Raw genomic sequence first — 24,663 nt, 5'->3', positions numbered from 1 at the left:
GGCGACAGGCGTCAATCAGTTGACGCAGAACAAGGCCAGTGGCGGGCCCCCTGCCCGCCGCCGGCCGGGTCACGGCCTCAGGCCATGACCTTGTAGCAGGGCTGGTACTCGCCCGAGATCTTCATGCGGCGCTGCTCGACGAACGCGCGCAGCAGCTCGTCCAGGGCCTGCATCATGTCCGCGTCGCCATGGATCTCGAACGGACCGAACTGCTCGATGCGACGCATCCCGTCTTCCTTCACGTTGCCGGCGACGATGCCGGAGAACGCACGACGCAGGTCGGCGGCCAGGGCATGCGGCGGGCGGCCGTGGTGCAGGTCCAGCGCAGCCATTGCCTCGTGGGTCGGCACGAACGGCTGCTGGTACTCCCACGGAATCTCGATCGACCAGTTGAAGAAGAACGAGTCCTTCTGCGCCAGGCGGTGCTCGCGCACGCGCTTGATGCCCTGGGCCATCTTGCGGGCCACGTTGACCGGATCGCCGATGATGATCTCGTAACGGCTGGCGGCTTCTTCACCCAAGGTGAGGCGGATGAAGCGGTCGATCTGCTCGAAGTACGGCGCGGCGACGGTCGGGCCGGTCAGGATCAGCGGGAACGGCAGGTCCTTGTTCTCGTCGCGCAGCAGGATGCCCAGCAGGTACAGGATCTCCTCGGCGGTGCCGACGCCGCCGGCGAACACGATGATGCCGTGGCCGATGCGCACAAACGCTTCGAGGCGCTTCTCGATGTCCGGCATGATCACCAGGTGATTCACGATCGGGTTCGGCGACTCGGCGGCGATGATGCCCGGCTCGGTCAGGCCGATGTACCGCGTGGTGGTCTTGCGCTGCTTGGCATGGGCGATGGTGGCACCCTTCATCGGACCCTTCATCGCACCCGGGCCGCAGCCGGTGCAGATGTCCAGCCCACGCAGGCCCAGCTCGTAGCCGACCTGTTTGGTGTACAGATACTCATCGCGGCCGATCGAGTGACCGCCCCAGCACACGACCAGGTTCGGGTCGCCCGGGTTGAGGATGCGCGCGTTGCGCAGCAGCCCGAACACCGCGTTGGTGATGCCTTCGGAGGATTCCAGCTCGGCCGCGTAGGCCGGGCCCATCTCGATGGCCATGTAGGCCAGGTCCCGGACCACGGCGAACAGCAGCTCGGCGACGCCGCGGATGATCTCGCCATCCACGAACGCCATCGCCGGCGCATTGACCAGGTCGATGCGCACGCCGCGGTCCTGCTGCGCCACCTGGATGTCGAAATCGGGGTACAGATCGCGCGCCGCGCGCGGATCGTCGGAGGCGCTGCCGCTGGTCAGCACGGCCAGCGCGCAGCGGCGCAGCAGCTCGTGCATGCCGCCACCGGAGGCGTCCCGCAGGCGCGCTACTTCGGCGCGCGACAGCACATCCAGCCCACCGCGCGGGTAGATCCGCGCGTCCTGCACCGGCAGCGTACGCGCCGGTTTTTCGTTGATCGTCATGTCCATCTTTTTCGCTTTCCTCAAGGTTACCGACTGTACCGCTGCCCCCTTAAAAAGCAAAACGGCCGGGAAACCCGACCGTTTGGATGTGTCTGACCGCGACAGGGGCACTGGGCCGTCGCAGGTGCGCCGATTTCCGCGCAACCAGCTGAAGATACGCCCATAAGCCGCCCAGCACAACCACCGGAGCAGCATCGCCTGGAAACGCGCGACGTCTCTGCCGGCCCGCGTCCCCGCCGAATCGTGAAACGCCGGCAGAAAAAAAGCGGCCGGGTTGCCCCGGCCGCTTTCAATCCCACGCTACGTTCGATGCATCAGAACTTGTAGCGGAAGCCCAGCTGCAGCGACCACTGCGACACGCCGGTGTTGAAGCCGTCAGCGTCCGCGTTGGCGAAGGCGCTGTCGGTCACGGTGGCGCTCGTGTTGCCCTGACGCTCCGCGCGGAACTCGTACAGGTACTTGCCAGTGGTCGGGTCGATGCCGCGGAAGTTGGCGATGCCCTGGTCAGCATAGAAGCCGAAGTCGTCGATGCGACCCCACTTCTTGTTGAGCAGGTTGCCCACGTTCTGGATATCGAGCCAGATTTCGGACTTGTGACCCTTCATGAAACCCGGCAACTGCTGGGTGATACGCACGTCAAAGGTGTTGACCCAACCGGCGCGAGCCGAGTTCTGCGGGGTCACCTGGCCGGCGTAACGGTTCAGCTGTGCATTGTTCTCCATCCATGCGAAGAAGGCTTCTTCCATGGCGGCACCGCCGGTGAACAGCACGTCGCCACGACCCTTCGGCACATAGAACAGGTCGTTGTAGGTGCGGCCGTCGCCGTTCATGTCGTTGGAGTACACGAAGCTGTACGGACGACCGGTACGGCCTTCATAGAACATGCCGACCTGGGTCTCGTAGTCACCGAAGAACGCATGCTTCCAGTTCACCGAACCCGAGATGCGGTTGCGGATCTCGTAACGCGAGCGCGCAAGCGCGTTCTCGTTGGCCTGGAAGATGTAGTTGTTGTTCCAGTTCGAGGTCGCCACCGAGGAGGTGTTGCTGGCAACTTCCTTCGCATCGGTATAGGTGTAGCCCAGGTTCCAGGCCCAGTCACTGTCCGGGCTGAACGGCTTGGCCAGGGACACGGTGAACTGCGCGGTGCGGCCCTTGTCGGTGTTGTCCAGCAGCACGGCATCGCTCACCCAGCTCGGGGTGGTCGACTTGGAGGTCGAGGCGTTGGCAATGTTGCCCCAGTAGAAGTTGCGACCGTCCGGACCACCGGTGTAGCTCGGCTGCACCAGTTCCAGGCGCTTGAAGTACAGACCATCCTTGACCTTGGTCACCAGCAGCTCGGCCGATGCGACCAGACCGTTCCACGGCAGTTCGTGATCGAACGCCAGATTGGCCTTGTACACGGACGGGGTACGGAAATCGTCGGAGACGAAGTTCACGACCTGCTGTCCCGGACGGTTGCGGTTGGCGTACGGGTAGTCGGTGCCCTGGGTGAAGTTCACGCCGTTGTTGGCGTAGATGTTGCCCAGCCACACCTGCGGCGCTTCACCACGGAACAGGCCAACGCCACCGCGCAGCTGCGTCGGGCGATCGCTGTCGAAGGTGTAGTTGAAGCCGACGCGCGGCTGCACCATGAAGCCGTTGTCGCCGATCGAACGGTTGTCGTAACCGAAGAACTCACTGGCACGCTGGTTGTAGGCCGTGTCCTTGTTGGTGTCGTATTTGTCCGCACGCACGCCCAGGGTCAGGGTCAGGTTGCTGTTGACATACCAGGTGTCCTGCACGAACAGGCCCAGGGTGGTGTAGTCGTAGTCGGCCGCAAGGCTCTCCACGCCACCGTCCACCGGGTTGCGCCAGGTGCTGACCACCGGCGTGTTGTTTCGGAAACCTTCGATGCCGTTGTAGACCAGGTAGCCGTCGATGTTCGGCGCGTACAGGTTGTAGATTTCGTTCTTGCTGTAGTCCGCACCGAACTTCACGTCATGGTCGCCCAGGGTGAGCGTGCCGGAGGCGAAGTAGTTCCAGGTCTTGGTGTACAGCTCGTTGTACTGAGTGTTGGCTTCGGTACCCAGGTACAGGGTCGGATTGGCGACCGACTCCCGGTTCGAGTTCAGACCACCGAAACCAATCAGGATCGCCGGAGTGCCCGGAGCCGACGGGTTACGGATGGCCGAGTAATCGCGGTAGCTGGCCTTGATTTCGGTCGAGAAGTTGTCGCTCCAGTCGCTGAACAGCTGGCCGACGTAGGACTCGATCTTCTTGTCGTGCTGGTACCAGTACGAACTGATCGACGCACCGGTGGTCTGGCCGTAGCCGTTGATGCGCAGCTTGTCCTGCTCCAGCTTGCTGTAGCGGAAGCTCGCACGCTGGTTGTCGGTGATATTCCAGTCCAGCTTCAGCGCGTACTCTTCGAGGTTGGTGTCCGAAGCGGCGTCGTAGCTACCCGCCGACACGCCATAACGATCCTGGAAGATCTGCTGGGCCTGGGCGATCTGGGCATCGGTGATGGTGCCGGCGCCGATGGCGCTGCCGGCGATGTCGGCGCCGGGAGCGGACTGCTCGAACTTCTCATAGTTGGCAAAGAAGAACAGCTTGTCCTTCACCAGCGGGCCACCCAGCGTGAAGCCGTAGGTCTTCTCGTCTTCGAAACCGTTGAACTTGCCGCCACCCGGGTTGTCACCGAACCAGCTGCCGTCACGCATGTAGCCGTAGACCGAGCCGTGGAATTCATTGGTACCCGACTTGGTCACGGCATCAACCACAGCGCCGGTGGCGCCAGTGATGGTGATGTCGTAGCTGGACAGGTCGACGTTGATGGCTTCGATGGCTTCCATCGAAACCGGCTGGCGACGTGTCGGGAAGCTGTTGCCTTCCAGGCCAAAGGTGTCGCTGGCGGACACGCCATCGATACGGACGGCGTTGTAGCGCGGGTTCTGGCCGCCGGCGCTGATGCTGCCCGAAGCACGGTCAACGAAAGCGACACGCGGATCCAGGCGCATCATGTCCTGAATGTTGCCGCCGACGGACGGCATGGCTTCGATCGTTTCCTGGCTGATCGACGTGCCCGAGCCCATCTTGGTGGCGCTGAACACTTCCGAGCCTGCGGCCACGGCGGTGACCTGCACGGCATCGAGGTTCGTCGCAGCGAGGTCGCCGGTCAGTGCCGCATTGACGGTACCGATCTGGTTGACGCCGAGGTACACACCTTCTTCAGTGCGCGTGCCTTCACCCGGCTTGTTGATGGTGATGGTGTACGGACCACCCACGCGCAGGCCGCGCGCGTTGTAACGACCCGATGCATCGGTCGTGGCGCGGCTGACGGTGCCCGACTCGGTGTGCGTGATGGTGACTTCTGCACCGACGACAGGCGCGCCTGCAGCCGACGTGACCTGACCGCCGACACCGGAAGAGGTGCTCTGGGCGAAGGCGGGAGCGGCGGCAAGTGCAGCCACGAGACCAAGCGTCAGCTTGGACATCCGGAGACAACGGGAGTGGGTCATTGGGGAGTAGCCTCGATGCGAGATTGGCGATGGCGGAGAAAAAAACGCGCCCAAGCAGCCTTGCTGGCGGCTGACTGGACTTTTATCTGGGTTCCCTAGCCGCGAGCTGGTTTCAGCCGCAACGGTTAACACTAGATTAACACGATAGCCTCGGATTGTGACGGTTTGGCGACAAAACACACGCCATCACAACGGGATCGTGACGCTATCTTCACATCTGTTTATGACCCGCTGAATGCAGGGCGGCAGCGGATTTCAGGTGGGGTCGCTTGGCGGGGAGCCGGCCAGCGGCCGGCACTACCTGGCATTGTTCGGGTCGTCATCCAGTGCCGGCACGTCCCAACAAAGGCGTTGACGCCTTTGGCGCCCTCAGGCGTCGAGAATCTGGCCGCGGTGCGCGGCGCCCGCGGCCGACAGCAGCAGGACCGCCGCAGCGGCGCAGTCGGCCGGGTCGCGGGCGGTGCGGTCCTCATCCAGCGAGAACGCGCGGGCGCGCAGGGCCGTGCGCATCGGGCCGGGCTGCAGGCCGCTGACCCGGACCGGGCTGCGGCCGAGTTCGTCATGCAGGGAGGCGATCAGTCCGCGCAACCCATGCTGGGCCGCGCCGTAGCCGCCCCAGTAGGCCTGCCCTACCCGCGCGGGATCGTCCACGGTGAACACCAGGGCGGCATCGTCGCGCTGGCGCAGCAGCGGCAGGCAGGCCTGGGCCAGCCAGGCCGGTGCCGTCAGGTTCACGTGGACCGCGCGGGCGAAGGCGGCCGGTTCGGCCAGTTCGAACGGGGTCAGCCCGGCGAAATCGGCCGCGCAGTAGAGCATCCCGTCCAGCTGGCCCAGCTCGGACTGCAGGCGCTCGGCCAGCGTGGCGTAGTCGTCGGGGGTCGCGCCTTCCAGATCCAGCGGATACAGCAGCGGCTCCGGGCCGACGGCTTCGACCGCGGCGTAGACCCGGTCCAGTCGGCGCGGTTTGCGCCCCAGCAGCACCACGGTGGCCCCGGCCTGCGCACAGGCCACGGCGGCAGCGCTGCCAAAGCCTCCCCCGGCCCCGGCAACAAGAATGACGCGATCGGCGAGCGATCCGGTCCCGACCACCACGGACGGGACCGCACTCACGGCTGTGAGGCCTCTTCGACGATGCGCTTGAGCTCGCCGGATTCGAACAGCTCCAGCACGATGTCACAGCCACCGATCAGCTCACCGTGGATGAACAGCTGCGGGAAGGTCGGCAGATTGGAGAAGCGCGGCAGGTTGGCGCGGATCTCAGGCTCTTCCAGCACGTTGACCGTGCGCAGCGCGATCGCGCCGGCGGCCATCAACGCCTGGAGGGCACGGCTGGAAAAGCCGCACATGGGATATTGCGGGGTGCCCTTCATGAACAACACGAGGGGGTAACGTTCGACTTCGGACTGGATCTGCTGCATCACCGCCACAACGACTCTCCCTCCAATGGGACAACCCGGCCTCACCGGTCGGATAGACTTCCCTGACCGCCATTGTATGCCCTACCTTCGCGTGGTGGGCACTCTGTCGGCGCTCTCCCCTCCCAATCTGTCGTGCCCATGCCCCTCGAACTGCCTCGCCTTCCCTACGACCGCGCCGCCCTGCAACCCCACCTGTCGGCGGAGACGCTGGACCTGCATCACGGGCGGCACTTGCGGGCCTATCTGGACGCGGTCAACGCACGTATCGACGGCACGGAGCTGGCCGAGCTGCCGCTGGAGGACATCGTCCGCCAGAGCCAGGGCAGCCTGTTCGATGCAGCGGCGCAGGCCTGGAACCACCAGTTCTATTTCCAGTGCCTGCACCCGCGCGCCGGTGGCGATCCGCAGGGCCGGCTCGGCGAACGGGTGACCCGATATTTCGGGGATGCCAAGCGGCTGCGCGAGGCCTTCGACCGCGCGGCGCTGGGCCTGTTCGGCTCGGGCTGGGTGTGGCTGGTGCAGCACCCCAACGGCGCACTGGCGATTCAGGTCACGCGCAACGCGGGCACGCCGTTGACCGGCGAGAGCACGCCGCTGCTGGCCTGCGATGTGTGGGAACACGCGTATTACACCGATTACCAGAATGAGCGCGCCCGCTATCTGGAGGCGTTCTGGAAACTGGTGAACTGGGATTTCGTCACCGCGCAGCTGCGCGATTAAGGTAGCGCACGACCGTTGGTCGTGCGGCCGGATAGGCGGTGCCGGCCAGCGGCCGGCACCGCCGGGCCTTCAGCCGCGCAGGCTCTCGATCACCGGCGCGACCTGCTCACCGCGATCAAGCTGCCCACCGACGGTCTCCAATGCATCGGCCAGCGCAGCCGCATCATCGTCGCGCAGCGTGGCATGGCCTACCTTGCGTCCGTCCCGCGCCTGCTTCCCGTAATCGTGCCAATGGCCACTGGCCTGGCCGAGCACGGCCGCAGCATCGGGCATCTGCCCGATCCAGTTGAGCATGCAGGCGTGGCCGAGCATGCGCGTGTCGCCCAGCGGCAGGCCGAGCACGGCGCGCAGGTGGTTCTCGAACTGCGAGGTCTCGCTGCCTTCGATGGTCCAGTGGCCGGAGTTGTGCACCCGCGGCGCCATCTCGTTGGCCAGCAGCTCGTCGCCGCGGCAGAACAGCTCCAGCGCGAACACGCCCACATAGTCCAGGCGCTCGGCCAGGGTGCGTGCGTAGCCGATGGCAGCCTCGTGCTGGGCCGCCGACAGCCGTGCCGGGGCCAGGCTGGCCGAGAGCACACCATTGACGTGCCAGTTGCCGGTGATCGGCCAGGCGCGGAACTCGCCGTCCTGCCCGCGTACCGCCACCACGCTGACCTCGCGATCAAAGGCGACGAAGCCTTCCAGGATCAGGCCGGTCTTCTCGACCTGGTCGCCGAGGGTGTCCCAGGCCGCGTCGATGTCGGCGGCGCTGCGGATCCGGAACTGACCCTTGCCGTCGTAGCCCAGGCGACGGGTCTTGATGATGCAGGGCATGCCGAATTCGGCGACCTTGGCCGCCAGTTCATCGCGGCTTCGGATGTCGGCGAAGGGCGGCAGCGGGATGCCCAGCGACTGGAACAGGGTTTTCTCGCTGAGCCGATCCTGGGCCATGGCCAGCGCATCCGGATTCGGATGCACCGGCACGCGCTCGGCCAGGAACGTCGCGCTCTGCGCCGGCACGTTCTCGAAATCGAAGGTCACCACGTCCACGCGGGCGGCGAAGGCGGCCAGGGCGGCTTCATCCTCGAACGCGGCCACCTGCAGCGGCGCCACCTGGGCGCCACAGGCATCGGCAGCCGGGTCGAACAGCTCGAAGCGCAGCCCCATCGGCGCACCGGCCAGGACCATCATGCGGGCGAGCTGGCCGCCGCCCAGGATGCCAACGGTCTTGGAGGTCATTGACGCGGGTCGTCGTGGGCCATGACGTCTTCGGTCTGGCGGGCACGGAAGGCTTCCAGCGCCTCACCGATCGCCGGCTGGTCCGAGGCCAGCATGGCGGCCGCGAACAGCGCCGCATTGGAAGCGCCGGCATTGCCGATGGCGAAGGTGGCGACCGGGATGCCGGCCGGCATCTGCACGATCGAGAGCAGCGAGTCCATGCCGTTCAGGGCCTTGGACTGCACCGGCACGCCCAGCACCGGCACGGCGGTCTTGGCGGCGATCATGCCCGGCAGGTGCGCTGCCCCGCCGGCACCGGCGATGATCGCGCGCAGGCCACGCTGGCCCGCCTGCTCGGCGTAGGTGAACAGCACGTCCGGCGTGCGATGCGCCGAAACCACTTTCACTTCATAGGGAACGCCCAGCGAATCCAGCTTCTGGGCGGCGTGCTGCATGGTTTCCCAATCCGAGCGGGAACCCATGACGATGCCGACGAGCGGCGCGGTTTGGTTGAGGGTCATTGGCCGTCACCTGCCTTAAAGACGTATTCTAGCCGTCTTCCACGCAAGACGAAGAATCCATGGATCGCAAGCTGCTCGACCTCCTGTGCTCGCCCGATACGCGCCAGCCCCTGTCCCTGCTCGACGCCACCGGCCTGGACGCGCTCAACCGCGCGATCGGCAGCGGTGCCGTGCTCAAGGCCGATGGCAGCCCGCAGGCCCAGGCGCTGCGCGAGGCCCTGCTGACCCGCGACCGCAAGCAGGTGTTCCGCGTGGACGACGGCATCCCGGTGCTGCTGGCCGAAGAGGCCATCGCCACCGCCCAGATCGCCGATTTCCCGGAAAAATGAGCCACCTCCCCGTGCCGGCCCCCGAGGCCGCCCTGGTGGCCGCCGATGTGGCCCGTGCACTGGCCGAGGACATCGGCAGCGGTGATGTCACCGCCGCCCTGCTCCCGGACCGCCCCGACACCGCCTACCTGCTGTGCAAGCAGGACGCGGTGATCGCCGGCCGCCCCTGGTTCGATGCGACCCATCAGGCGCTCGACCCGCAGGTACGGATCGACTGGCGCGTGGCCGAGGGCGACCACGTCGCCGCCGGCACCGTGCTGGCCCTCCTGCACGGCCGCAACCGCAGCCTGGTGAGCGCCGAGCGGACCTCGCTGAATTTCCTGCAGACGCTGTCCGGCACGGCGACCACCACCGCGCAGTACGTCGCGGCCGTGGCCGGGACCGGCGCGCGGATCCTGGACACCCGCAAGACCCTGCCCGGCCTGCGCGTGGCGCAGAAGTACGCGGTGCGCTGCGGCGGCGGTGACAACCATCGCCTGGGCCTGTTCGACACGGTGATGCTCAAGGAAAACCACATCCGTGCCGCCGGCTCGCTGACCGCCGCGGTACTGGCCGCGCGCGCGCACTGGCCGGCATTGCCGCTGGTGGTCGAGGTCGAGGACCTGGACCAGCTGCGCGAGGCGCTGGAGGTCGGCTGCACCCGCATCCTGATCGACGATTTCGACGCCGCCACGCGGCGCGAGGCCGTGCGCATCGCGGCCGGGCGGATTCCATTGGAAGTCTCCGGCAGTGTCGGCCTGGACGGGCTGCGCGCGATCGCCGAAGACGGCGTGGACTGCATCTCGATCGGCGGGTTGACCAAGCATGTGCAGGCGATCGACCTGTCGTTGAAACTGGGCGATCCCCCGCGCGGATAATGCCGCTTTCACGGTATGGGCAGATGCGGTCTGCGAGGCTGCGTCTGCCCCCACCTGGATTGCACGCATGCGCTGCCTGCCGCTTCTCGCCTGCCTGTCTCCCCTGCTCGCGCTGCTGCCCCTGCGGGCCGCCGCCGCCGAGGTCTGCGATGTGCCGCCGCGCTTCGGGCTCAGCCCGTTGGCGATCAACATCGTCAAGACCGCCTGCAACGAACACCGCCTCTGGTACCGGCCTTTCATCGATCGCGATGGCCGCGCGGCCAGCCTGAGCGTGACCGAAGCCGAGGACGTACACCTGGCCGACAACGGCCTGGTTGCCTGGCAACGGGTGGTCGGCTATTGGCGGCAGAGCGGCACGCTGTCACCGATGGGCAGCCAGCCCGGCGCATCGAGCTGCATGGCCCCACCGGGCACGCGCTACACCGACACCGACTGCCGTGCGTTCCTGGTGGACAACCCGTGGTCGGCCGCCTTCATTTCCTGGGTGATGACCCGCGCCTCGGTCCCCGGCTTCACCCGTTCGCCGCGGCACATCGACTACATCCGCCCGGCGTACCAGAACAGCGGACCGTACCGGATGACCGACCCGGCGCAGGAGAAACCGGCGCCAGGCGACCTGCTGTGCTACCTCCGCGACCGGCGCGAGACCCTGAGCTACAGCGGCCTGGTGCAGTCACTGGGCAGCGGCGCGGTGACGCACTGGAAATCGCATTGCGAAGTGGTGATCGCGGCCAACATGGGCGGCGACCGCACGCTGTATCTGATCGGCGGCAATGTGATGAACACCGTCGCGTTGCGCAAGCTGTCGTTGGACCGCAGCGGCCGGGTCGAGCTGCCGCCCGCGAAGGCCAGTGCAGGCGACGGTGTGGATCTGGGCTGTACGCCGGGCCGCGAAGAGGAATGCAGCTTCAACCGCCAGGACTGGGCCGCACTGCTGAAGCTGGTGGCGACCGCCCCGGCGACGATGCCGATGGACGCGCCCGTTCCGGGCGACATGCCAGCGCCGGGCACGATGACACCCCCGATGACGACGCCCCGGGATCCACGAGCGCCAACGACGACCCCCACTGTCGTGCCGCCCCGCCCTCAGGTACCGCAGTCAACCCCGATCCCGGCGCCACAGCCCGTACCGGTCCCGCCACCCCGCACGCCCTGATCGTCGACGCCCGCATGGCTTGATCCGCGCGGCATTCGTCGCCATCTTGGAGGGACCATCCTCCTTGACCGCGCCGAGTCACCGATGCCCAGTTTGATCCTGTTGATGATTGCCGGCGCGTTCGCGTACGCCTTCTGGAATTCCTCGCGTGCCGCCGCCGAACGTGCCGGCGTGCTCGGGCGCAATGCCTGCCGCGCTGCCGACGTGCAGTGGCTGGACCAGAGCGTGCACGCCACCGGCCTGCGCGTGTGCCGCAAGGACAACGGCTGGCTGGGCTGGGAGCGCACCTTCAAGTTCGAGTATTCGCACGATGGCGTGGACCGCCACAGCGGCCGCATGGTGCTGCGCGGCGATCAGCTGATCACGTTCGTGGGTCCCTCGGCGGCGCGGATCAGTGAGATCCGGCGCGATATCGATACCCGGGATGCTGAAGACGTCTGATTCCGGTAGATGAAATGGCCGCCTTGCGGCGGCCATGGTGTGTCTTATTTGACGACCCGCAGATGCGGGCGACCGCTGGGCTTGGGCGGTGCATCGTCCGGCGGGGTCGGTGAATCGTCCGGCGGCAGTTCGTCGTCCGGGCCCGGCTCATGGCCCGGGATATCGTCCGGCAGCGCCATGCCCTGCCCCGTCTCGCGGGCATACACGGCCAGCACGGCCGAGATCGGCACGTGCACCGGGTAGCTGGTGCCGGAGAAGCGGGCCGAGAAGCTCACGCTCTCATTGTCGATATGCAGGCGCACCACGGCGCGCTCGGCGATGTTCAGGACGACGCGGCCGTCCTTGACCGCGCTCTGCGGTACCTGCACGCCGGGCATGCCGGCGTCGACCAGGATATGCGGCGTCAGGTCGTTGTCATTGATCCATTCCACCAGGGCCCGCAACAGGTACGGACGGTGGCTGGTCATGCGAAAAGTGTCTTCAGTCATGTGGTAGAGCCGAGCCGTGCTCGGCTGCTCTTGATCCGGATTGCCTGATGCAAGTGTACGCGCCCGCCTACCCGCAGGTCAGCCATCACGCGTACCGGCACCGCGATTTCGTTCAGTACGCCGGGGGTGCACGCGGCACCCGGGCGTGGTCAGACCGGCAGGTCGCGCAGCTTCTTTTCCTGCTCGGTGAGGCTGCGGATGAAGCCCGGGTGGCGGAAAATGCGGTTGCCGTAGTCTTCGATCGACTTGCCATCCTTCGGCAGCGGCACGTCCAGTGCCTGCAGCCGCCAGATGATCGGCGCCATCGCGCAGTCGGCCAGGCTCATTTCCGGATTGAGGAAGAACTTGCTGGCCTTGAACAGCGGTACCGCGCTGGTCAGCAGTTCCTTGAGCCGCTTGCGGCCCGCCTCGGCCTGGGTCTTGTTGCCCAGCTGGATGGCCTGCACCTGCGGCACCCAGTCGTGTTCGATGCGCAGCATCGCCAGCCGGATGCGGGCCCGCGAGAGCGGATCGACCGGCATCAACGGCGGGTGCGGATAGCGCTCGTCCAGGTACTCGCTGACCACCGACGCCGCGTACAGCACCAGCTCGCGTTCCACCAGGGTGGGCACGGAATGGTACGGATTGAGATCGATGAGATCCTCGGGCGGATTCTGCGGGTCGACCGGCACGGAGTCATAAGTGACGCCCTTGGCCGCCAGTACCAGCCGCACGCGATGGCACAGGACATCGTCGTTCGAGGAAAACAGCGTCAGGGTGTTCCGCATGCGTACGCTCGCCGCCATCAAAGGCTCTCCAACGTCCGGTAACCGCCGGTCGTATCGGCGCCGCCAGCCCATTGCCGACGGTCGTCACAGTACCCGAGTGTGCAACCGCACATCGCAAAAGCCAATAGGTCGATCGTCCCACGGCAGGAACGATCGACACAGGACGGCGTCCGGCGGCTCAGTGGACGTCCTTCCAGTATTCCTTCTTGAGCAGGTACGCCAGGAAGGTCAGCAGTGCCAGGAACAGGATCACCCAGACGCCCAGCTTCTGGCGCTTCAGGGCGGCCGGCTCGCCGGCGTACTCCAGGAAGTTGGTGATGTCGCGCACCGCCTGGTCGTACTGGCCGGCGTCGACGTTGCCCGGCTGCTCGATCTTCAAGCCGACCACCGGTGCGTCGAGGCCCGGGCCTTCGGCCTTGCCATGCACGGCGTGCTGCAGCCCCTGCATTTCCCACAGCGGGTTGGGCATGGAGGCATTCGGGAACACGGTGTTGTTCCAGCCCAGCGGTCGCGTGGGATCGAGGTAGAACGACTTGAGGTACGTGTAGACCCAGTCGCTGCCGCGCACGCGCGAGATCAGGCTCAGGTCCGGCGGCATCTTGCCGAACCACTTCTCGGCCTGCGCCTTGGGCATCGTCACCGGAATCGGTTCGCCGACCGGGGTGCCGGTGAAGTTGAGGTTGTTCATGACCTCCTCTTCGCTCAGCCCGAGATCGGCGGCCATGCGCGAATAGCGCAGGTATTTCAGCGCGTGGCAGCCGGAGCAGTAGTTCATGTAGAGCTGCGCGCCGCGCTGCAGCGAGGCGCGGTCGCTCAGGTCATTGCCCGCCTGCAGGGTCTTGGCACCCTCGGCGGCATCGGCTGCCGCGACACCCAGCATCAGGGCCGCCGCGCAGGCCAGCCGGACAATCCAGTGGTCAGTCATGCGTGGTCACCCGGTCCGGTACCGGCTTGGTCCTGTCCAGCTTGGTCCATAGCGGCATGGTGATGAAGAAGGCGAAATACAGGAAGGTCAGCACGCGGCCGATGTAGGTCTCGTGCGCGTCCGTACCCGGGCCCGAGCCGATCACGCCCAGCCACACGAAGCACACCGCGAACATGCCCAGCAGGCCGCGCGAGAGCAGGCCGCGGTAGCGGTAGGACTTCACCCGCGCCCGATCCAGCCACGGCACCAGGAACAGGATGGCGATCGCGGAGAACATCACGATCACGCCGCCGAGCTTGTTGGGCACCACCCGCAACATCGCGTAATACGGGGTGTAGTACCAGACCGGCTTGATGTGCTCGGGCGTCACCAGGCGGTTGGCCTCGGTGAAGTTGTCGTGCTCGAGGAACAGCCCGCCGAAGGCCGGGGCGAAGAAGATGATGAAGGCGGCGATGATCAGCAGGAAGCCGGCGCCGACCGCATCCTTGAGCGTGTAGTACGGATGGAAGGGAATGCCGTCGGTGGGCGCGATGGCCGACCAGCGGTTGCCCTTCGGGCCCTTCTTGATCTCCACGCCGTCCGGGTTGTTGGAGCCCACTTCGTGCAAAGCGCCCAGGTGCAACACCACCAGCAGCAACAGCACCAGCGGCAGTGCGATCACGTGCAGGGCGAAGAAGCGGTTGAGGGTGGCATCGCTGGGCAGGTAGTCGCCCATGATCCATTCGGTCAGCCCGGTGCCGATCACCGGGATCGCGCCGAACAGCGAGATGATCACCTTCGCGCCCCAGAACGACATCTGGCCCCACGGCAGCACGTAGCCCATGAAGGCTTCAGCCATCAGCACCAGGTAGATCAGCATGCCGAGGATCCAGACCAGTTCGCGCGGCTTCTGGTAACTGCCGTAGAGCAGGCCGCGGAACATGTGCAGGTAGACCACGATGAAGAACAGCGAAGCACCGGTGGAGTGCATGTAGCGGATCAGCCAGCCCCACTCCACGTCCCGCATGATGTATTCGATGGAGGCGAACGCTTCGGCGGCGTTCGTCTTGTAGTGCATCGTCAGGAAGATGCCGGTGACGATCTGGTTGACCAGGATCAGCAGCGCCAGCGAGCCGAAGTAGTACCAGATGTTGAAATTCTTCGGCGCGTAGTACTCGCTGACGTGCTTGCGGTAGACCGGCATGAGGCCCGGTGCGCGCGCGTTGACCCAGTCGGCGACGCCGGTGGCGGTGCGGGAAAGGATGTTCGCCATGATCAAGCCGCCCCCTGCGGATCAACGCCGATGATGATGGTGTTGTCGTCCTGGTAATGGTGCGGCGGCACCAGCAGGTTGATCGGTGCCGGAACATCCTTGAACACACGACCGGACATGTCGAAGCGCGACTTGTGGCAGGGGCAGAAGTAGCCGCCCTTCCACTGGGGGTCGTAGGGCTCGGGACGGATCTCGGCGACCATTTCCGGCGAACAGCCCAGATGGGTGCACAGCCCGACCAGCACCGAGACCTCGGCCTTGATCGAGCGGAATTCGGGATTCTGCTTGAGCACGTACTCGGGCTGCTGTTCTTTCTCGCCCGACCCGGGATCCTTCAGGCGGCCGTCCAGTCCGTGCAGCGCCTCGAGGATGGCCTTGGAACGCTTGACGATCCAGATCGGCTGTCCACGCCACTCCATGACCAGTCGCTGGCCTTCCTGGAGCGCGCTGATGTCGGCAATCACCGGTGCACCGGCCAGTTTGGCGCGGGCGCTGGGATTCCAGGACTTGATGAACGGTACCGCTGCAAATCCGACGCCGACCGCTCCGACCACCGCAGTGGTGGCGGAAAGAAACCGTCGACGTCCAGTGTTGACTGGATCGTTTACCCCATCGTTGGCCATCCGGCACTCCGATATTGATTTAGGTAGCTTGAGGCTGCCAGCAGACCGGTGGGGGCCAGTCCACATTGAATCAGCCGCGAGTGTAGCTGAACCGAAGTCGGCCACACAACGCGGTACTACGGAACGACATTACCCCGACAGTACGGCATCAGGTACCACCGGCGCCATGGGTTATTGATGGCTGGCCACCGCGCCGCGATAGCGGTCGGCCAACAGGGCCACCCGCTTCACGTAATACTGGGTCTCGCTGTAGGGCGGCACGCCGCCGTGGCGGTCGACCGCGCCCTCGCCCGCGTTGTAGCCCGCGGCGGCCAGGGTGAGATCGCCATTGAAGCGCTTGAGCAGCCAGGACAGATACTGCACGCCGCCGCGGATGTTCTGCGAGGCATTGAAGGAATCGCTGACGCCGAAGCGGCGCGCGGTGGGCGGCATCAGCTGCATCAGCCCCTGCGCGCCGGCACGACTGAGCGCGGTCGGGTTGTAGGCCGACTCGGCGTGGATGATCGCGCGGACCACCGCTTCCTCCACGCCGAACTCGCGCGCGGCGGCGGCGATCTCATCCTGGTAGGCCGTGGTGTTGAGCCGCACCGAGCCGAAGTTGACCGCCGGGTTGGCCCCGCAGGCGTAGCAGCGCTCGATGAAACTGTAGTGGATGGTGCGGACCTGGCCCAGGCTGGCGACGCCGGCCGGGCGTGCGCTGGTGTAGTGGCGCACGCCGTCCTTCATATAGGAGTACAGCTGGCCACTGCGCACCTTCCCCGCCTTGCCGGTGGCAGCGGACGGGGCGGACGGTGCGGTCAGCACCGTGGCCGTGGCCGGGGCGGGCGTGATCGCGGTGGCGGAGGTGGCGCTGTCGGCCCGGACGGGGGCTGGGGCTGGGGCTGGGGCCGGCGTCACGCTGGCGATCGGGGCCGCCGGGCCCGGCGCGGGCGGCGGCAGGGCCCGGCGAGGCGCGCTGCGGTCCGGCCGGTAGCTGCTGATCACACTGCAGCTGGCCCCGCTCACACGCTTGCTCACGTAGCTCGGGATGCCGTCGCTGCCGACACACTTGTACAGCGTGCCCGCACTGGCCGGCATAGCGGTCAGCGCAGCCAAGGCCAGCGCAGCGATCCCCAACATCCCCTTCATGAGCGGGAGTGTCCCCAATTCGCCGGGGATTGCCAAGGGGGGAGCCCGACCCGGCTACAATGGCCTGCTCACCGCAGCCATCCGGCTGCCTGCCCGCCCACCCGACTGGAATAAGCGCCATGACCGGGACGCCAGCTTCGACCGCGCCGACTTCGGCCGGTTCTACCCTGCCTGCCTCTGCTCCTGCCAGCACCGCCCCCCGCCCCGACCTGCTCCCCCTGCCCGGCGCCAGGCCACAGGTGACCGGACCGGTGCGCGGCAAGCTGTACATCAAGACCCACGGTTGCCAGATGAACGAGTACGACTCGACCAAGATGGCCGACGTGCTCGCCGCCTCGGAAGGACTCGAGCTCACCGACGACCCGGCCGAGGCCGATGTGTTGCTGATGAACACCTGCTCGATCCGCGAGAAGGCCCAGGAGAAGGTGTTCAGCCAGCTGGGTTACTGGAAGGCACTGAAGAACAACGGCCGCGGCGTGATCATCGGCGTCGGCGGCTGCGTGGCCTCGCAGGAAGGCGAAGCGATCATCAAGCGCGCGCCGCACGTGGACCTGGTGTTCGGCCCGCAGACCCTGCACCGCCTGCCGGAGCTGATCCGCCAGCGCCGCGAATCGGGCAAGTCGCAGGTGGACATCAGCTTCCCGGAAATCGAGAAGTTCGACGCCCTGCCCGAACCGCGCGCCGAGGGTGCCTCCGCGTTCGTCTCGATCATGGAAGGCTGCTCGAAGTACTGCTCGTTCTGCGTGGTGCCCTACACCCGCGGCACCGAGGTCAGCCGCCCGTTCGAGGATGTGGTGGTGGAAGTCGCGCAGCTGGCCGCCCAGGGCGTGCTGGAAATCAACCTGCTGGGGCAGAACGTCAATGCCTACCGCGGCCCGTATGGCGACGGCGAGTTCGCCGACCTGGGGCTGCTGATCCGCACCATCGCCGAGATCGACGGCGTCGGCCGGATCCGCTTCACCACCTCGCATCCGCTGGAGTTCAGCGACTCGCTGATCGACGCGTACCGCGATGTGCCGCAGCTGGCCAACTTCCTGCACCTGCCGGTGCAGGCCGGCAGCGATCGCGTGCTGTCGGCGATGAAGCGCGGCTACACCGCGCTGGAGTTCAAGTCCAAGATCCGCAAGCTGCGCGCGGTGCGCCCGGACATCTCGATCAGCTCGGATTTCATCGTCGGCTTCCCCGGCGAGACCGACGCCGAGTTCGAAAAGACCATGAAGCTGATCGAGGACGTGGGCTTCGACCAGAGTTTCTCCTTCATCTATTCGCGCCGGCCGGGTACCCCCGCCGCCGATCTGGAAGACACGACCCCCGATGCGGAAAAGCACGCGCGCCTGTCGCGCCTGCAGGCCCGGATCAACGAGCAGGCCGCGGCCATCTCCGAGAAGATGGTCGGCACCGTGCAGACCGTGCTGGTGGAAGGTCCGTCCAAGCGCAACCCGAACGAGTTGACCGGCAAGAGCGAGAACATGCGCTCGGTGAATTTCCCGGGGCACCCACGCCTGATTGGCCAGTTCGTCGATGTGGTGATCACCGAGGCATACAGCAATTCGCTGCGTGCGCGGATGGTGACCGCCTGAAGGCCTGCCGACCGTCGGTCGGCAGTGCCTAATCCAACCGCTTGCGGAAACGCACGATCGCCAGGGTCATCATCACTGCGATGAAGCCCAGCAGCGCGAGCACCTCCGGCCACAGTTCCCAGATCCACGCGCCACGCAGCATGATGCCGCGGATCAGGCGCAGGAAGTGGGTCAGCGGGAGCACTTCGGCCAGCCATTGCACCGGCCGCGGCATGCCGGCGAACGGAAACATGAAGCCGGACAGCAGGATCGACGGCAGGAAGACGAACATCGTCATCTGCATCGCCTGGAACTGCGACTGCGCCTTGGTCGAGATCAACAGGCCCAAGGCGAGATTGGCTGTGATCAGCAGCATCGCGGCCGCATAGACATCCAGCACGCTGCCACGCACCGGCACGTCGAACAACCACAGCCCCAGCAGCAGCACCAGGCTGGTCTGCAGGAGGCCGATCGCCGCATAGGGCAATACCTTGCCGACCATCAACTCGCCGCTGCTCAGCGGCGTGGCGATCAGCAGTTCCATGTTGCCGCGCTCGCGCTCGCGGACGATCGCCACCGCCGTGAACATCACCATGGTCATGGTCAGGATGATGCCGATCAGCCCGGGCACGATGTTGATCGCCGAGCGTCGCTGCGGGTTGTAGAACGCCACCACGCTGATCTGTCCAGCGGCCGCCACCGCCCCGGTGCGCAGGGGTCGATCGTTGCGGACTGGCGCACTGTCCAGCGGCACCTGCGCCAGTTGCACCGCTGCGCTCTGCACCACGGTGTCGCTGCCATCGACCAGCACCTGCACCGCCTCGCGTCCTTCGAAGTGGCGTCGTTCAAAGTCGGCCGGGATCACCACGCCGATGCTGATCTCCCCGCGCCGCAGGGCCGCCATCACCTGTTCCGGCGTATCCACGCGCTGGGTGGGCGTGATCACGCCGGTGGCGACCATGTCCATCACCAGCGCGCGCGAGGCCGAGGTATTGGCCTGGTCGGCGATGGCGGTATCGAGGTGGCGAAGGTTGAGGTTGATCGCATAGCCGAACAGCACCAGCTGCATCACCGGAATGCCCACGATCATCGCCAGGGTGATGCGGTCGCGACGCATCTGCCGCAGTTCCTTGAGCACGATCGCCCACAGCCGGCGCGGGTTCATGCTGCGGGCCCGGCGGCCGGCACACGCCCACGCGTGGCCGAGACGAACACGTCCTCCAGATTGGCCGCCGCGGCAACGACCTCGGCCTGCTGCCCGGCAGCACGCAGCACCTGCTGCAGTCGCTCGGGCCCGTCGCCGTCGTGACCAAGCAGAACCCGCAGCGTGTTGCCGATCTGGGCCACGCTGAGCACGCCCGGCGCCGCGGCAAGCAGGCGCTGGGCCTGGCGCGGCTGCGCGGCATGCACCTCCAGCGTGCGCCCCTGCAATGCGGCGGTCAGCTCGGCCGGACTGCCGTCGGCGACCAACATGCCCTGGTCCAGGATCGCCAAGCGGTGGCAGCGCTCGGCCTCGTCCATGTAATGGGTGGAGACCAGCAGCGTGGTGCCCGCATCGGCCAGGTCGAACAGCTTCTCCCAGAAATCCCGGCGGGATTCCGGATCGACCGCGCTGGTCGGCTCGTCCAGGAACAGCAGCTCGGGCTTCTGGATGACCGCACCGGCGAGGGCAAGACGCTGCTTCTGCCCGCCGCTGAGGGTGCCGGCCAACTGCTTCTGGCGTTCCTGGAAGTGATAGCCCTCGACCAGCTCATCGATCCGCTGCCGGGCCGCGGCGCGCGGGATGTCCTGCACGGCCGCGAGAAACTCCAGGTTCTCGCGCACGGTCAGGTCGTCGAACAGGGAGAACCGCTGGGTCATGTAGCCGATCCGTTTCCGCAGCGCTTCGGCCTGCTCGGGGATGCGCAGCCCGAGCACATCGATGTCCCCTTCGCTGGGAGTCAGCAGCCCGCACAGCATGCGGATGGTGGTCGACTTGCCTGATCCGTTGGGCCCCAGGAAGCCGTAGACGTTCGCGCGCGGCACGCTCAGGTCGACGTGGTCGACGGCGACCAGGGCCCCGAAGCGCTTGGTCAGCCCGCGTGCGCGGATCGCCGGCTCACCGCCCTGGCCTGCGGCCGGTGCAGGCGGGACCGCATTCAAAACGAAACCCGCACCGGCACGCCCGCCGGCAGCTGCGTCATCGCCGCCGCATCGTTGTCGGCGGTCAGCTCGATCTCGGCCAGCCAACTGAGCCGCGCCGCGTCCGCGCCGCTGAGCGCGTAGTACGGAGTGAAGCCAGGGTCGCTGCGGATGCTGCGCACCCGCCCGACGAGTGTCCCCTCGCGCCCCTGCAGGGCGATCGTGGCGGCCTGCCCTACCCGGACCCGGACCCTCAGCGGCTCGGGCAGGTATACCCGTGCATACGGCCGGTCACCGACCAGCAGCACCGCCAGCGGCGCGCCGACCGGCGGCTGGTCGCCCAAGCGATATGGCAATGCGTCCACGCGGCCCGCGCGTGGGGCCAGCAGATCCAGTCTGCGCAATGTCTCGGCTTGGCCGGAGGCCTGCGCCTGTGCCGCCTGCAGGGCCGATTCGCCCTGCGCGATCTCTTCTACCCGGGTGCCGTGCTCGAGCGCCAGCAGCGCCTGCTCGGCTGCGCGCACCACGCCGTGGGCGTTGCCCGCCGCCGCGCGGGCACGGTCCACATCGGCAGCAGCCACCAGCTGTTGACGTCCCAACGGCTGCAGGCGGCGGTAGTACGCGGCGGCATCCTCGGCCTGCGCCCGCACCGCGGCCAGGTTGGCGCGCGCCTGCGCGATGTCTTCATTGCGCGGCCCCTGGCGCAGTTCGTCCAGCACCTGCCCCGCGCGGGCCGCGTCCGCCTGCAGCGCCTGCAACTGGGCAGCAGTGCGGGTAGGTTCGAGCTGCAGCAGCGATGTGCCTGCCTGCACCTGCTGGCCTTCACGCACGTGCACCGCCACGATGGTTTCCGCCGCGGCGGCTGGCACCGTGATGCGATCCCACTCCAGCGTGCCCAGCGCCGCCTCATCGGTCTCGCGGCAACCAAGTAACAGCAGCAGCCAGACCGCCAACACCAACCAACGCCGGGACGCGGATACCGATGCGGGCATGGCGTGGGGCCTCTGAAAGGAGTGTGCGCGGAGGCGCGATCCTCACCTTGCGCACACAGCCGTGAAGAACAGGTCACGCTGCAGCGCGCGGGCTGGTCATGAAATGATCACGCCCTCGCACCCGTTGCCAGCATTGGCGCGCTGCACGTTATCCACACCTTTCTCCCGCGACCACCCACAGGCGCTGTGGATGACCGCCCCAGGCGCAGGAACACCGCTTTCCGCTGCTGCTGTAGCGGCCGCCCGATACCCGCGCTACCCTGTTCTCCCTTTCCCTGCTTGCGGCCCGGTCGGCTGGACCGGCGGCCGCCGGACGCAATGACCGCACTCGCACAACGCGACTTCACCCTCACCCCGGAAGACAACGAACGCCTGGCCAACATGGCCGGCCCGTTCGACGAACATCTCCGCCAGGTGGAACTCAAACTCGGCGTGGAAATCGCCAACCGTGGCCACGTCTTCCGCGTGACCGGCCCCAAGGCCGTGGTCGCCGATGCGCAGGCCCTGATCGAAGCGCTGTACGCCGAGGCCGGCGACGTGGTGTTCGACAGCCATGCCATCCACCTGCGCCTGAACGAGGCCAACGTGGAGCATGTTGTCGAGCGTGCCTACGAGGCCCAGGAGGTGGCGATCAAGGTCAAGCGCGGCACGGTGCGCGGCCGCGGCGCCAACCAGGCGCGCTACCTGCACCAGATCACCACCCACGACATCAACTTCGGGATCGGCCCGGCCGGTACCGGCAAGACGTTCCTGGCCGTGGCCAGCGCGGTCGAAGCGCTCAACGAAGCCCGCGTGCAGCGCCTGATCCTGGTCCGCCCCGCGGTGGAGGCCGGCGAGAAGCTCGGCTTCCTGCCCGGCGACCTGAGCCAGAAGGTCGACCCGTACCTGCGCCCGCTCTACGACGCGCTGTATGAAATGCTCGGCGTGGAAAAGGTGCTCAAGCTGCTGGAAAAGAACGTCATCGAGATCGCGCCGCTGGCCTACATGCGCGGGCGCACGCTCAACGATGCGTACGTGATCCTGGACGAAGCGCAGAACACCACGGTCGAGCAGATGAAGATGTTCCTGACTCGGCTGGGCTTCGGCTCCACGGCGGTGGTGACCGGTGATCTCACCCAGACCGATCTGCCCAAGCACGTGAAATCCGGCCTGCGCGATGCGATCGATGTGCTGCGTGACGTGGAGGGCGTGAGCTTCACCTTCTTCGAAGCGCGCGACGTGGTCCGGCATCCGCTGGTGGCCCGTATCGTCAGCGCCTACGACCGCCGCGATCTGCAGCAGGTCCAACCCGGAGCAACCCCATGACCCGTGGTCCCGTGCGACTGGATGTCGCGATCAACTACGCCCTGCCCCGCGCCGGCCTGCCGTCGGCGGTGAGCTTCCGCAAGTGGGTTGCCGCGGCCCTGAAGGGCCGCATCCGCGAGGCCGATCTGGCGATCCGCCTGGTCGACGCCAAGGAAGGCCAGTCCCTGAACCGCCATTACCGCGGCAAGGATTACGCCACCAACGTGCTCAGCTTCCCGGCCGAACTGCCGGAGGGCCTGCCCAAGGGCGTCAAGTTCCCCCTGCTCGGCGATCTGGTGATCTGCGCCCCGGTAGTCGCCCGCGAAGCGGACGAACAGGGCAAGGCACTCAACGCCCATTACGCGCACCTCACCGTGCACGGCGTGCTGCACCTGCTCGGCTGGGACCATGAGGACGAGAAGGAAGCCGATGCCATGGAACAGCTGGAGCGTGACATCCTGGCCGAACTGGGCATCGCCGATCCGTATGCCGGCGAGCGCTGAGCGCCCCCTCGATACCTGTGTTGATCCCTCTGCCCTACAAGGATGTATGCCGCGATGCCGTCACCTGACCGCCGCTCGGCACTGGGCCCCCTGCTGCTCGCACTGTCGCTGGCGGGCGTGGTGTATTCCGCCCTCGGCGCGCCAGGTCTGCCGGCACTGACACCGGCAGGCCGCGATCCCGGTGCGATCCGGTTGGGCATGCTGGCGCTCTCGGCGGTGATCGCCCTGCTGTCCCTGGCCCCGGCGCGCAGCTGGTGGGCTGCGCATCAACGGCGCGCGCCCCTCCCCCCACACTGGGCCGACCGCCTGGACGGCGTGGCTACCGGCGTATTCGTCGTGGGCCTGCTGACCAGCGTGGTGGCGGGCCTGGTCCTGCCCCGCCTGCTGGCCGGCCCAGGCGACGCCGCGCTCAGCGCCACCGGCCTGGGCGTGGTGGCTTGGTCGGGACTGGCGGCGGCACTGGCCGCACCGACGGGCTGGCGCACGTTGTATCGCTGGGCCCGGCGCGATGGTGCCCCGCCCGCACAGTCCCCGGTCTTCCGCGCACGGCCGGTGCAGGTGGCGCTGCTGTTCGTCCTTGCCGCGGCCTTCGCGCTGGTGTTCGGCCGCACGCTGATCACGCTCACCGCCAGCGGCCCGGAAGCGCTCCATCTGGGCGCCTCGGCCTTGGTCCTGTGCGCGGCGGGGATCGCGATCGTCACCTTCACCGCCACGCTGCGCTGGCTGCTGCGCCGTCGCTGACGGCCTGCCAGGCGGGACCGCCCCCCGTTATGATCGTCGCCGCGTCCGTGCCGTGCACGCCTGTTGATGGACCTGTTCCGATGACCCTGTTGCGATTTGCCTACCTGGGCCTGCTCGGCCTGCTGCCTGCCCCGGCGTTTGCCGACGCGGCGCCGCTGGACCTGCCCGCTTTGATTGAATGCCGCAAGAGCGTGAGCGATTACGATGCCGTCGCCCCGGTCGTGGCGGACCCGCTCAAGGCGGTCGCCAATGGCCTGCAGCCGTTGCCGCAGACCAACCAGTTCATGACCGAATTCCGCCTGGCCGCGCCGATCACGGTCTTCGGCGAGCGCGCCGAGTACATCACGGTGGCCGGGGCCAGCATCATGGCGATCCTGGACCTGGCCGATCCGCGCCCGCTGGCCAAGCGCCTGGCCCTGGAAGACGGTGTGGATACCCCGGAGAAATTCATGGCCGGGCGCGAGCTGGTCAGCCGCGACGTCACCGACCCGCGTACCGGCGAGGCCCTGATCGAGTCGGTGATCCTGAGCCTGTCCACGGTCAAGTCCCACCCCGGCAAGACCCTGGCCGGCTGTACCTACAGCCTGGACCTCCCGCCGGAAGAGGAGACCCCGCCCCCGGCCGCCGCCCCGGGCCCCGCGCCGGGCGTGAATCCCGCCTCGGCTGGCCGCTGACAGG

Annotated in this window: 25 protein-coding genes; 10 read left to right on the top strand and 15 right to left on the bottom strand. The window is 67.0% G+C overall.

All coding sequences use genetic code 11. From position 1 onward, the window contains the following. Positions 1–77 precede the first annotated feature (77 nt). From ppnN to grxD, 4 genes are all read right to left on the bottom strand, one after another. Positions 78–1,466: a nucleotide 5'-monophosphate nucleosidase PpnN gene (gene ppnN / locus AB9O74_RS05525; protein ID WP_121042205.1), complete on the bottom strand. Its 1,389-nt coding sequence runs from the start codon at positions 1,464–1,466 to the stop codon at positions 78–80. A gap of 314 nt (positions 1,467–1,780) precedes the next feature. Next, positions 1,781–4,963: a carboxypeptidase regulatory-like domain-containing protein gene (locus tag AB9O74_RS05520; protein ID WP_369348703.1), complete on the bottom strand. Its 3,183-nt coding sequence runs from the start codon at positions 4,961–4,963 to the stop codon at positions 1,781–1,783. 369 nt (positions 4,964–5,332) lie between these two features. Further along, positions 5,333–6,073 carry an SDR family NAD(P)-dependent oxidoreductase gene (locus tag AB9O74_RS05515; protein ID WP_369348702.1) on the bottom strand — a complete coding sequence of 247 codons (741 nt, stop codon included), beginning with the start codon at positions 6,071–6,073 and terminating at the stop codon, positions 5,333–5,335. Continuing rightward, positions 6,070–6,390 carry a Grx4 family monothiol glutaredoxin gene (gene grxD / locus AB9O74_RS05510; RefSeq protein WP_176989582.1) on the bottom strand — a complete coding sequence of 107 codons (321 nt, stop codon included), beginning with the start codon at positions 6,388–6,390 and terminating at the stop codon, positions 6,070–6,072. The genes AB9O74_RS05515 and grxD overlap by 4 nt, the downstream gene beginning before the upstream one ends. A 129-nt stretch (positions 6,391–6,519) precedes the next feature. On the opposite strand from grxD, the gene AB9O74_RS05505 reads away from it, so the two are divergent. After that, positions 6,520–7,101 carry a superoxide dismutase gene (locus AB9O74_RS05505; RefSeq protein WP_369348701.1) on the top strand — a complete coding sequence of 194 codons (582 nt, stop codon included), beginning with the start codon at positions 6,520–6,522 and terminating at the stop codon, positions 7,099–7,101. Positions 7,102–7,170: 69 nt separating this feature from the next. Here AB9O74_RS05505 and AB9O74_RS05500 read toward each other — a convergent pair whose 3' ends face one another. Both AB9O74_RS05500 and purE read right to left on the bottom strand, forming a co-directional pair. After that, positions 7,171–8,319 (bottom strand): 5-(carboxyamino)imidazole ribonucleotide synthase, encoded by a 1,149-nt coding sequence (locus AB9O74_RS05500; protein ID WP_369348700.1) that lies wholly within the window; start codon positions 8,317–8,319, stop codon positions 7,171–7,173. Continuing rightward, positions 8,316–8,819 carry a 5-(carboxyamino)imidazole ribonucleotide mutase gene (gene purE / locus AB9O74_RS05495; RefSeq protein ID WP_019186188.1) on the bottom strand — a complete coding sequence of 168 codons (504 nt, stop codon included), beginning with the start codon at positions 8,817–8,819 and terminating at the stop codon, positions 8,316–8,318. The genes AB9O74_RS05500 and purE overlap by 4 nt, the downstream gene beginning before the upstream one ends. A gap of 59 nt (positions 8,820–8,878) precedes the next feature. Between purE and AB9O74_RS05490 the strand changes: the two genes are divergently transcribed. From AB9O74_RS05490 to AB9O74_RS05475, 4 genes are all read left to right on the top strand, one after another. Next, positions 8,879–9,148, top strand: a complete 270-nt coding sequence (locus AB9O74_RS05490) for a Trm112 family protein (RefSeq protein ID WP_176989579.1) — start codon at positions 8,879–8,881, stop codon at positions 9,146–9,148. Then, on the top strand, positions 9,145–10,005 hold the full coding sequence (gene nadC / locus AB9O74_RS05485) for a carboxylating nicotinate-nucleotide diphosphorylase (RefSeq protein ID WP_346478574.1): 861 nt from the start codon (positions 9,145–9,147) through the stop codon (positions 10,003–10,005). The genes AB9O74_RS05490 and nadC overlap by 4 nt, the downstream gene beginning before the upstream one ends. A gap of 67 nt (positions 10,006–10,072) precedes the next feature. Next, positions 10,073–11,161, top strand: a complete 1,089-nt coding sequence (locus tag AB9O74_RS05480; RefSeq protein WP_369348699.1) for a DUF2272 domain-containing protein — start codon at positions 10,073–10,075, stop codon at positions 11,159–11,161. Positions 11,162–11,245: 84 nt separating this feature from the next. Continuing rightward, positions 11,246–11,602 (top strand): DUF3301 domain-containing protein, encoded by a 357-nt coding sequence (locus AB9O74_RS05475; RefSeq protein ID WP_019186192.1) that lies wholly within the window; start codon positions 11,246–11,248, stop codon positions 11,600–11,602. 44 nt (positions 11,603–11,646) lie between these two features. Here AB9O74_RS05475 and AB9O74_RS05470 read toward each other — a convergent pair whose 3' ends face one another. From AB9O74_RS05470 to AB9O74_RS05445, 6 genes are all read right to left on the bottom strand, one after another. Then, positions 11,647–12,090 carry a ClpXP protease specificity-enhancing factor gene (locus tag AB9O74_RS05470; protein WP_176989576.1) on the bottom strand — a complete coding sequence of 148 codons (444 nt, stop codon included), beginning with the start codon at positions 12,088–12,090 and terminating at the stop codon, positions 11,647–11,649. A gap of 149 nt (positions 12,091–12,239) precedes the next feature. Continuing rightward, the gene (locus AB9O74_RS05465; protein WP_088433019.1) at positions 12,240–12,875 is read right to left on the bottom strand and encodes a glutathione S-transferase N-terminal domain-containing protein; all 636 of its coding nucleotides are present in this window, start codon (positions 12,873–12,875) and stop codon (positions 12,240–12,242) included. A gap of 160 nt (positions 12,876–13,035) precedes the next feature. Next, positions 13,036–13,737, bottom strand: a complete 702-nt coding sequence (locus AB9O74_RS05460) for a cytochrome c1 (protein WP_241696536.1) — start codon at positions 13,735–13,737, stop codon at positions 13,036–13,038. Between the two features lie 37 nt (positions 13,738–13,774). Further along, positions 13,775–15,034: a cytochrome bc complex cytochrome b subunit gene (locus tag AB9O74_RS05455; RefSeq protein ID WP_319208240.1), complete on the bottom strand. Its 1,260-nt coding sequence runs from the start codon at positions 15,032–15,034 to the stop codon at positions 13,775–13,777. 2 nt (positions 15,035–15,036) lie between these two features. Continuing rightward, the gene (petA, locus tag AB9O74_RS05450) at positions 15,037–15,657 is read right to left on the bottom strand and encodes a ubiquinol-cytochrome c reductase iron-sulfur subunit (RefSeq protein ID WP_176989573.1); all 621 of its coding nucleotides are present in this window, start codon (positions 15,655–15,657) and stop codon (positions 15,037–15,039) included. A gap of 171 nt (positions 15,658–15,828) precedes the next feature. After that, on the bottom strand, positions 15,829–16,785 hold the full coding sequence (locus AB9O74_RS05445; protein ID WP_369348698.1) for a lytic transglycosylase domain-containing protein: 957 nt from the start codon (positions 16,783–16,785) through the stop codon (positions 15,829–15,831). 119 nt (positions 16,786–16,904) lie between these two features. On the opposite strand from AB9O74_RS05445, the gene miaB reads away from it, so the two are divergent. Further along, complete coding sequence (gene miaB / locus AB9O74_RS05440; protein ID WP_369348697.1) at positions 16,905–18,365, top strand: tRNA (N6-isopentenyl adenosine(37)-C2)-methylthiotransferase MiaB; 1,461 nt, start codon at positions 16,905–16,907, stop codon at positions 18,363–18,365. Positions 18,366–18,393: 28 nt separating this feature from the next. Here the strand turns inward: miaB and AB9O74_RS05435 are convergent, their stop codons facing one another. From AB9O74_RS05435 to AB9O74_RS05425, 3 genes are read right to left on the bottom strand one after another with little or no spacing between them, the layout of a single operon-like run. Next, complete coding sequence (locus AB9O74_RS05435; protein ID WP_369348696.1) at positions 18,394–19,509, bottom strand: ABC transporter permease; 1,116 nt, start codon at positions 19,507–19,509, stop codon at positions 18,394–18,396. Then, positions 19,506–20,435 carry an ABC transporter ATP-binding protein gene (locus AB9O74_RS05430; RefSeq protein ID WP_369348745.1) on the bottom strand — a complete coding sequence of 310 codons (930 nt, stop codon included), beginning with the start codon at positions 20,433–20,435 and terminating at the stop codon, positions 19,506–19,508. The genes AB9O74_RS05435 and AB9O74_RS05430 overlap by 4 nt, the downstream gene beginning before the upstream one ends. 47 nt (positions 20,436–20,482) lie before the next feature. Then, positions 20,483–21,457 (bottom strand): HlyD family secretion protein, encoded by a 975-nt coding sequence (locus tag AB9O74_RS05425; RefSeq protein ID WP_369348695.1) that lies wholly within the window; start codon positions 21,455–21,457, stop codon positions 20,483–20,485. A 318-nt stretch (positions 21,458–21,775) separates the two neighbouring features. On the opposite strand from AB9O74_RS05425, the gene AB9O74_RS05420 reads away from it, so the two are divergent. The 4 genes from AB9O74_RS05420 to AB9O74_RS05405 all read left to right on the top strand — a co-directional run bounded on the left by AB9O74_RS05420 (position 21,776) and on the right by AB9O74_RS05405 (position 24,659). Further along, complete coding sequence (locus AB9O74_RS05420; protein ID WP_369348694.1) at positions 21,776–22,762, top strand: PhoH family protein; 987 nt, start codon at positions 21,776–21,778, stop codon at positions 22,760–22,762. Further along, positions 22,759–23,244: an rRNA maturation RNase YbeY gene (ybeY, locus tag AB9O74_RS05415; RefSeq protein WP_019185849.1), complete on the top strand. Its 486-nt coding sequence runs from the start codon at positions 22,759–22,761 to the stop codon at positions 23,242–23,244. The genes AB9O74_RS05420 and ybeY overlap by 4 nt, the downstream gene beginning before the upstream one ends. A gap of 54 nt (positions 23,245–23,298) precedes the next feature. Then, positions 23,299–23,985 carry a hypothetical protein gene (locus AB9O74_RS05410; RefSeq protein WP_369348693.1) on the top strand — a complete coding sequence of 229 codons (687 nt, stop codon included), beginning with the start codon at positions 23,299–23,301 and terminating at the stop codon, positions 23,983–23,985. An 80-nt stretch (positions 23,986–24,065) separates the two neighbouring features. Next, on the top strand, positions 24,066–24,659 hold the full coding sequence (locus AB9O74_RS05405) for a hypothetical protein (protein WP_369348692.1): 594 nt from the start codon (positions 24,066–24,068) through the stop codon (positions 24,657–24,659). Positions 24,660–24,663 lie beyond the last annotated feature (4 nt).

It is taken from the genome of Stenotrophomonas sp. JAG2 (assembly GCF_041080745.1).
GTDB lineage: Bacteria > Pseudomonadota > Gammaproteobacteria > Xanthomonadales > Xanthomonadaceae > Stenotrophomonas > Stenotrophomonas maltophilia_AA.
The sequence above is the reverse complement of the archived record's forward strand: the minus strand, read 5'-3'. Positions and strand labels throughout refer to the sequence as shown.

Bases quoted from the DNA above. Each gene is read 5' to 3' on its own strand.
- ppnN (WP_121042205.1), bottom strand. From the start codon at position 1,466: ATGACGATCAACGAAAAACCGGCGCGTACGCTGCCGGTGCAGGACGCG.
- AB9O74_RS05520 (WP_369348703.1), bottom strand. From the start codon at position 4,963: ATGACCCACTCCCGTTGTCTCCGGATGTCCAAGCTGACGCTTGGTCTC.
- AB9O74_RS05505 (WP_369348701.1), top strand. From the start codon at position 6,520: ATGCCCCTCGAACTGCCTCGCCTTCCCTACGACCGCGCCGCCCTGCAA.
- AB9O74_RS05500 (WP_369348700.1), bottom strand. From the start codon at position 8,319: ATGACCTCCAAGACCGTTGGCATCCTGGGCGGCGGCCAGCTCGCCCGC.
- purE (WP_019186188.1), bottom strand. From the start codon at position 8,819: ATGACCCTCAACCAAACCGCGCCGCTCGTCGGCATCGTCATGGGTTCC.
- AB9O74_RS05490 (WP_176989579.1), top strand. From the start codon at position 8,879: ATGGATCGCAAGCTGCTCGACCTCCTGTGCTCGCCCGATACGCGCCAG.
- nadC (WP_346478574.1), top strand. From the start codon at position 9,145: ATGAGCCACCTCCCCGTGCCGGCCCCCGAGGCCGCCCTGGTGGCCGCC.
- AB9O74_RS05480 (WP_369348699.1), top strand. From the start codon at position 10,073: ATGCGCTGCCTGCCGCTTCTCGCCTGCCTGTCTCCCCTGCTCGCGCTG.
- AB9O74_RS05475 (WP_019186192.1), top strand. From the start codon at position 11,246: ATGCCCAGTTTGATCCTGTTGATGATTGCCGGCGCGTTCGCGTACGCC.
- AB9O74_RS05470 (WP_176989576.1), bottom strand. From the start codon at position 12,090: ATGACTGAAGACACTTTTCGCATGACCAGCCACCGTCCGTACCTGTTG.
- AB9O74_RS05465 (WP_088433019.1), bottom strand. From the start codon at position 12,875: ATGGCGGCGAGCGTACGCATGCGGAACACCCTGACGCTGTTTTCCTCG.
- AB9O74_RS05460 (WP_241696536.1), bottom strand. From the start codon at position 13,737: ATGCTGGGTGTCGCGGCAGCCGATGCCGCCGAGGGTGCCAAGACCCTG.
- AB9O74_RS05455 (WP_319208240.1), bottom strand. From the start codon at position 15,034: ATGGCGAACATCCTTTCCCGCACCGCCACCGGCGTCGCCGACTGGGTC.
- petA (WP_176989573.1), bottom strand. From the start codon at position 15,657: ATGGCCAACGATGGGGTAAACGATCCAGTCAACACTGGACGTCGACGG.
- AB9O74_RS05445 (WP_369348698.1), bottom strand. From the start codon at position 16,785: ATGAAGGGGATGTTGGGGATCGCTGCGCTGGCCTTGGCTGCGCTGACC.
- miaB (WP_369348697.1), top strand. From the start codon at position 16,905: ATGACCGGGACGCCAGCTTCGACCGCGCCGACTTCGGCCGGTTCTACC.
- AB9O74_RS05435 (WP_369348696.1), bottom strand. From the start codon at position 19,509: ATGAACCCGCGCCGGCTGTGGGCGATCGTGCTCAAGGAACTGCGGCAG.
- AB9O74_RS05425 (WP_369348695.1), bottom strand. From the start codon at position 21,457: ATGCCCGCATCGGTATCCGCGTCCCGGCGTTGGTTGGTGTTGGCGGTC.
- AB9O74_RS05420 (WP_369348694.1), top strand. From the start codon at position 21,776: ATGACCGCACTCGCACAACGCGACTTCACCCTCACCCCGGAAGACAAC.
- ybeY (WP_019185849.1), top strand. From the start codon at position 22,759: ATGACCCGTGGTCCCGTGCGACTGGATGTCGCGATCAACTACGCCCTG.
- AB9O74_RS05410 (WP_369348693.1), top strand. From the start codon at position 23,299: ATGCCGTCACCTGACCGCCGCTCGGCACTGGGCCCCCTGCTGCTCGCA.
- AB9O74_RS05405 (WP_369348692.1), top strand. From the start codon at position 24,066: ATGACCCTGTTGCGATTTGCCTACCTGGGCCTGCTCGGCCTGCTGCCT.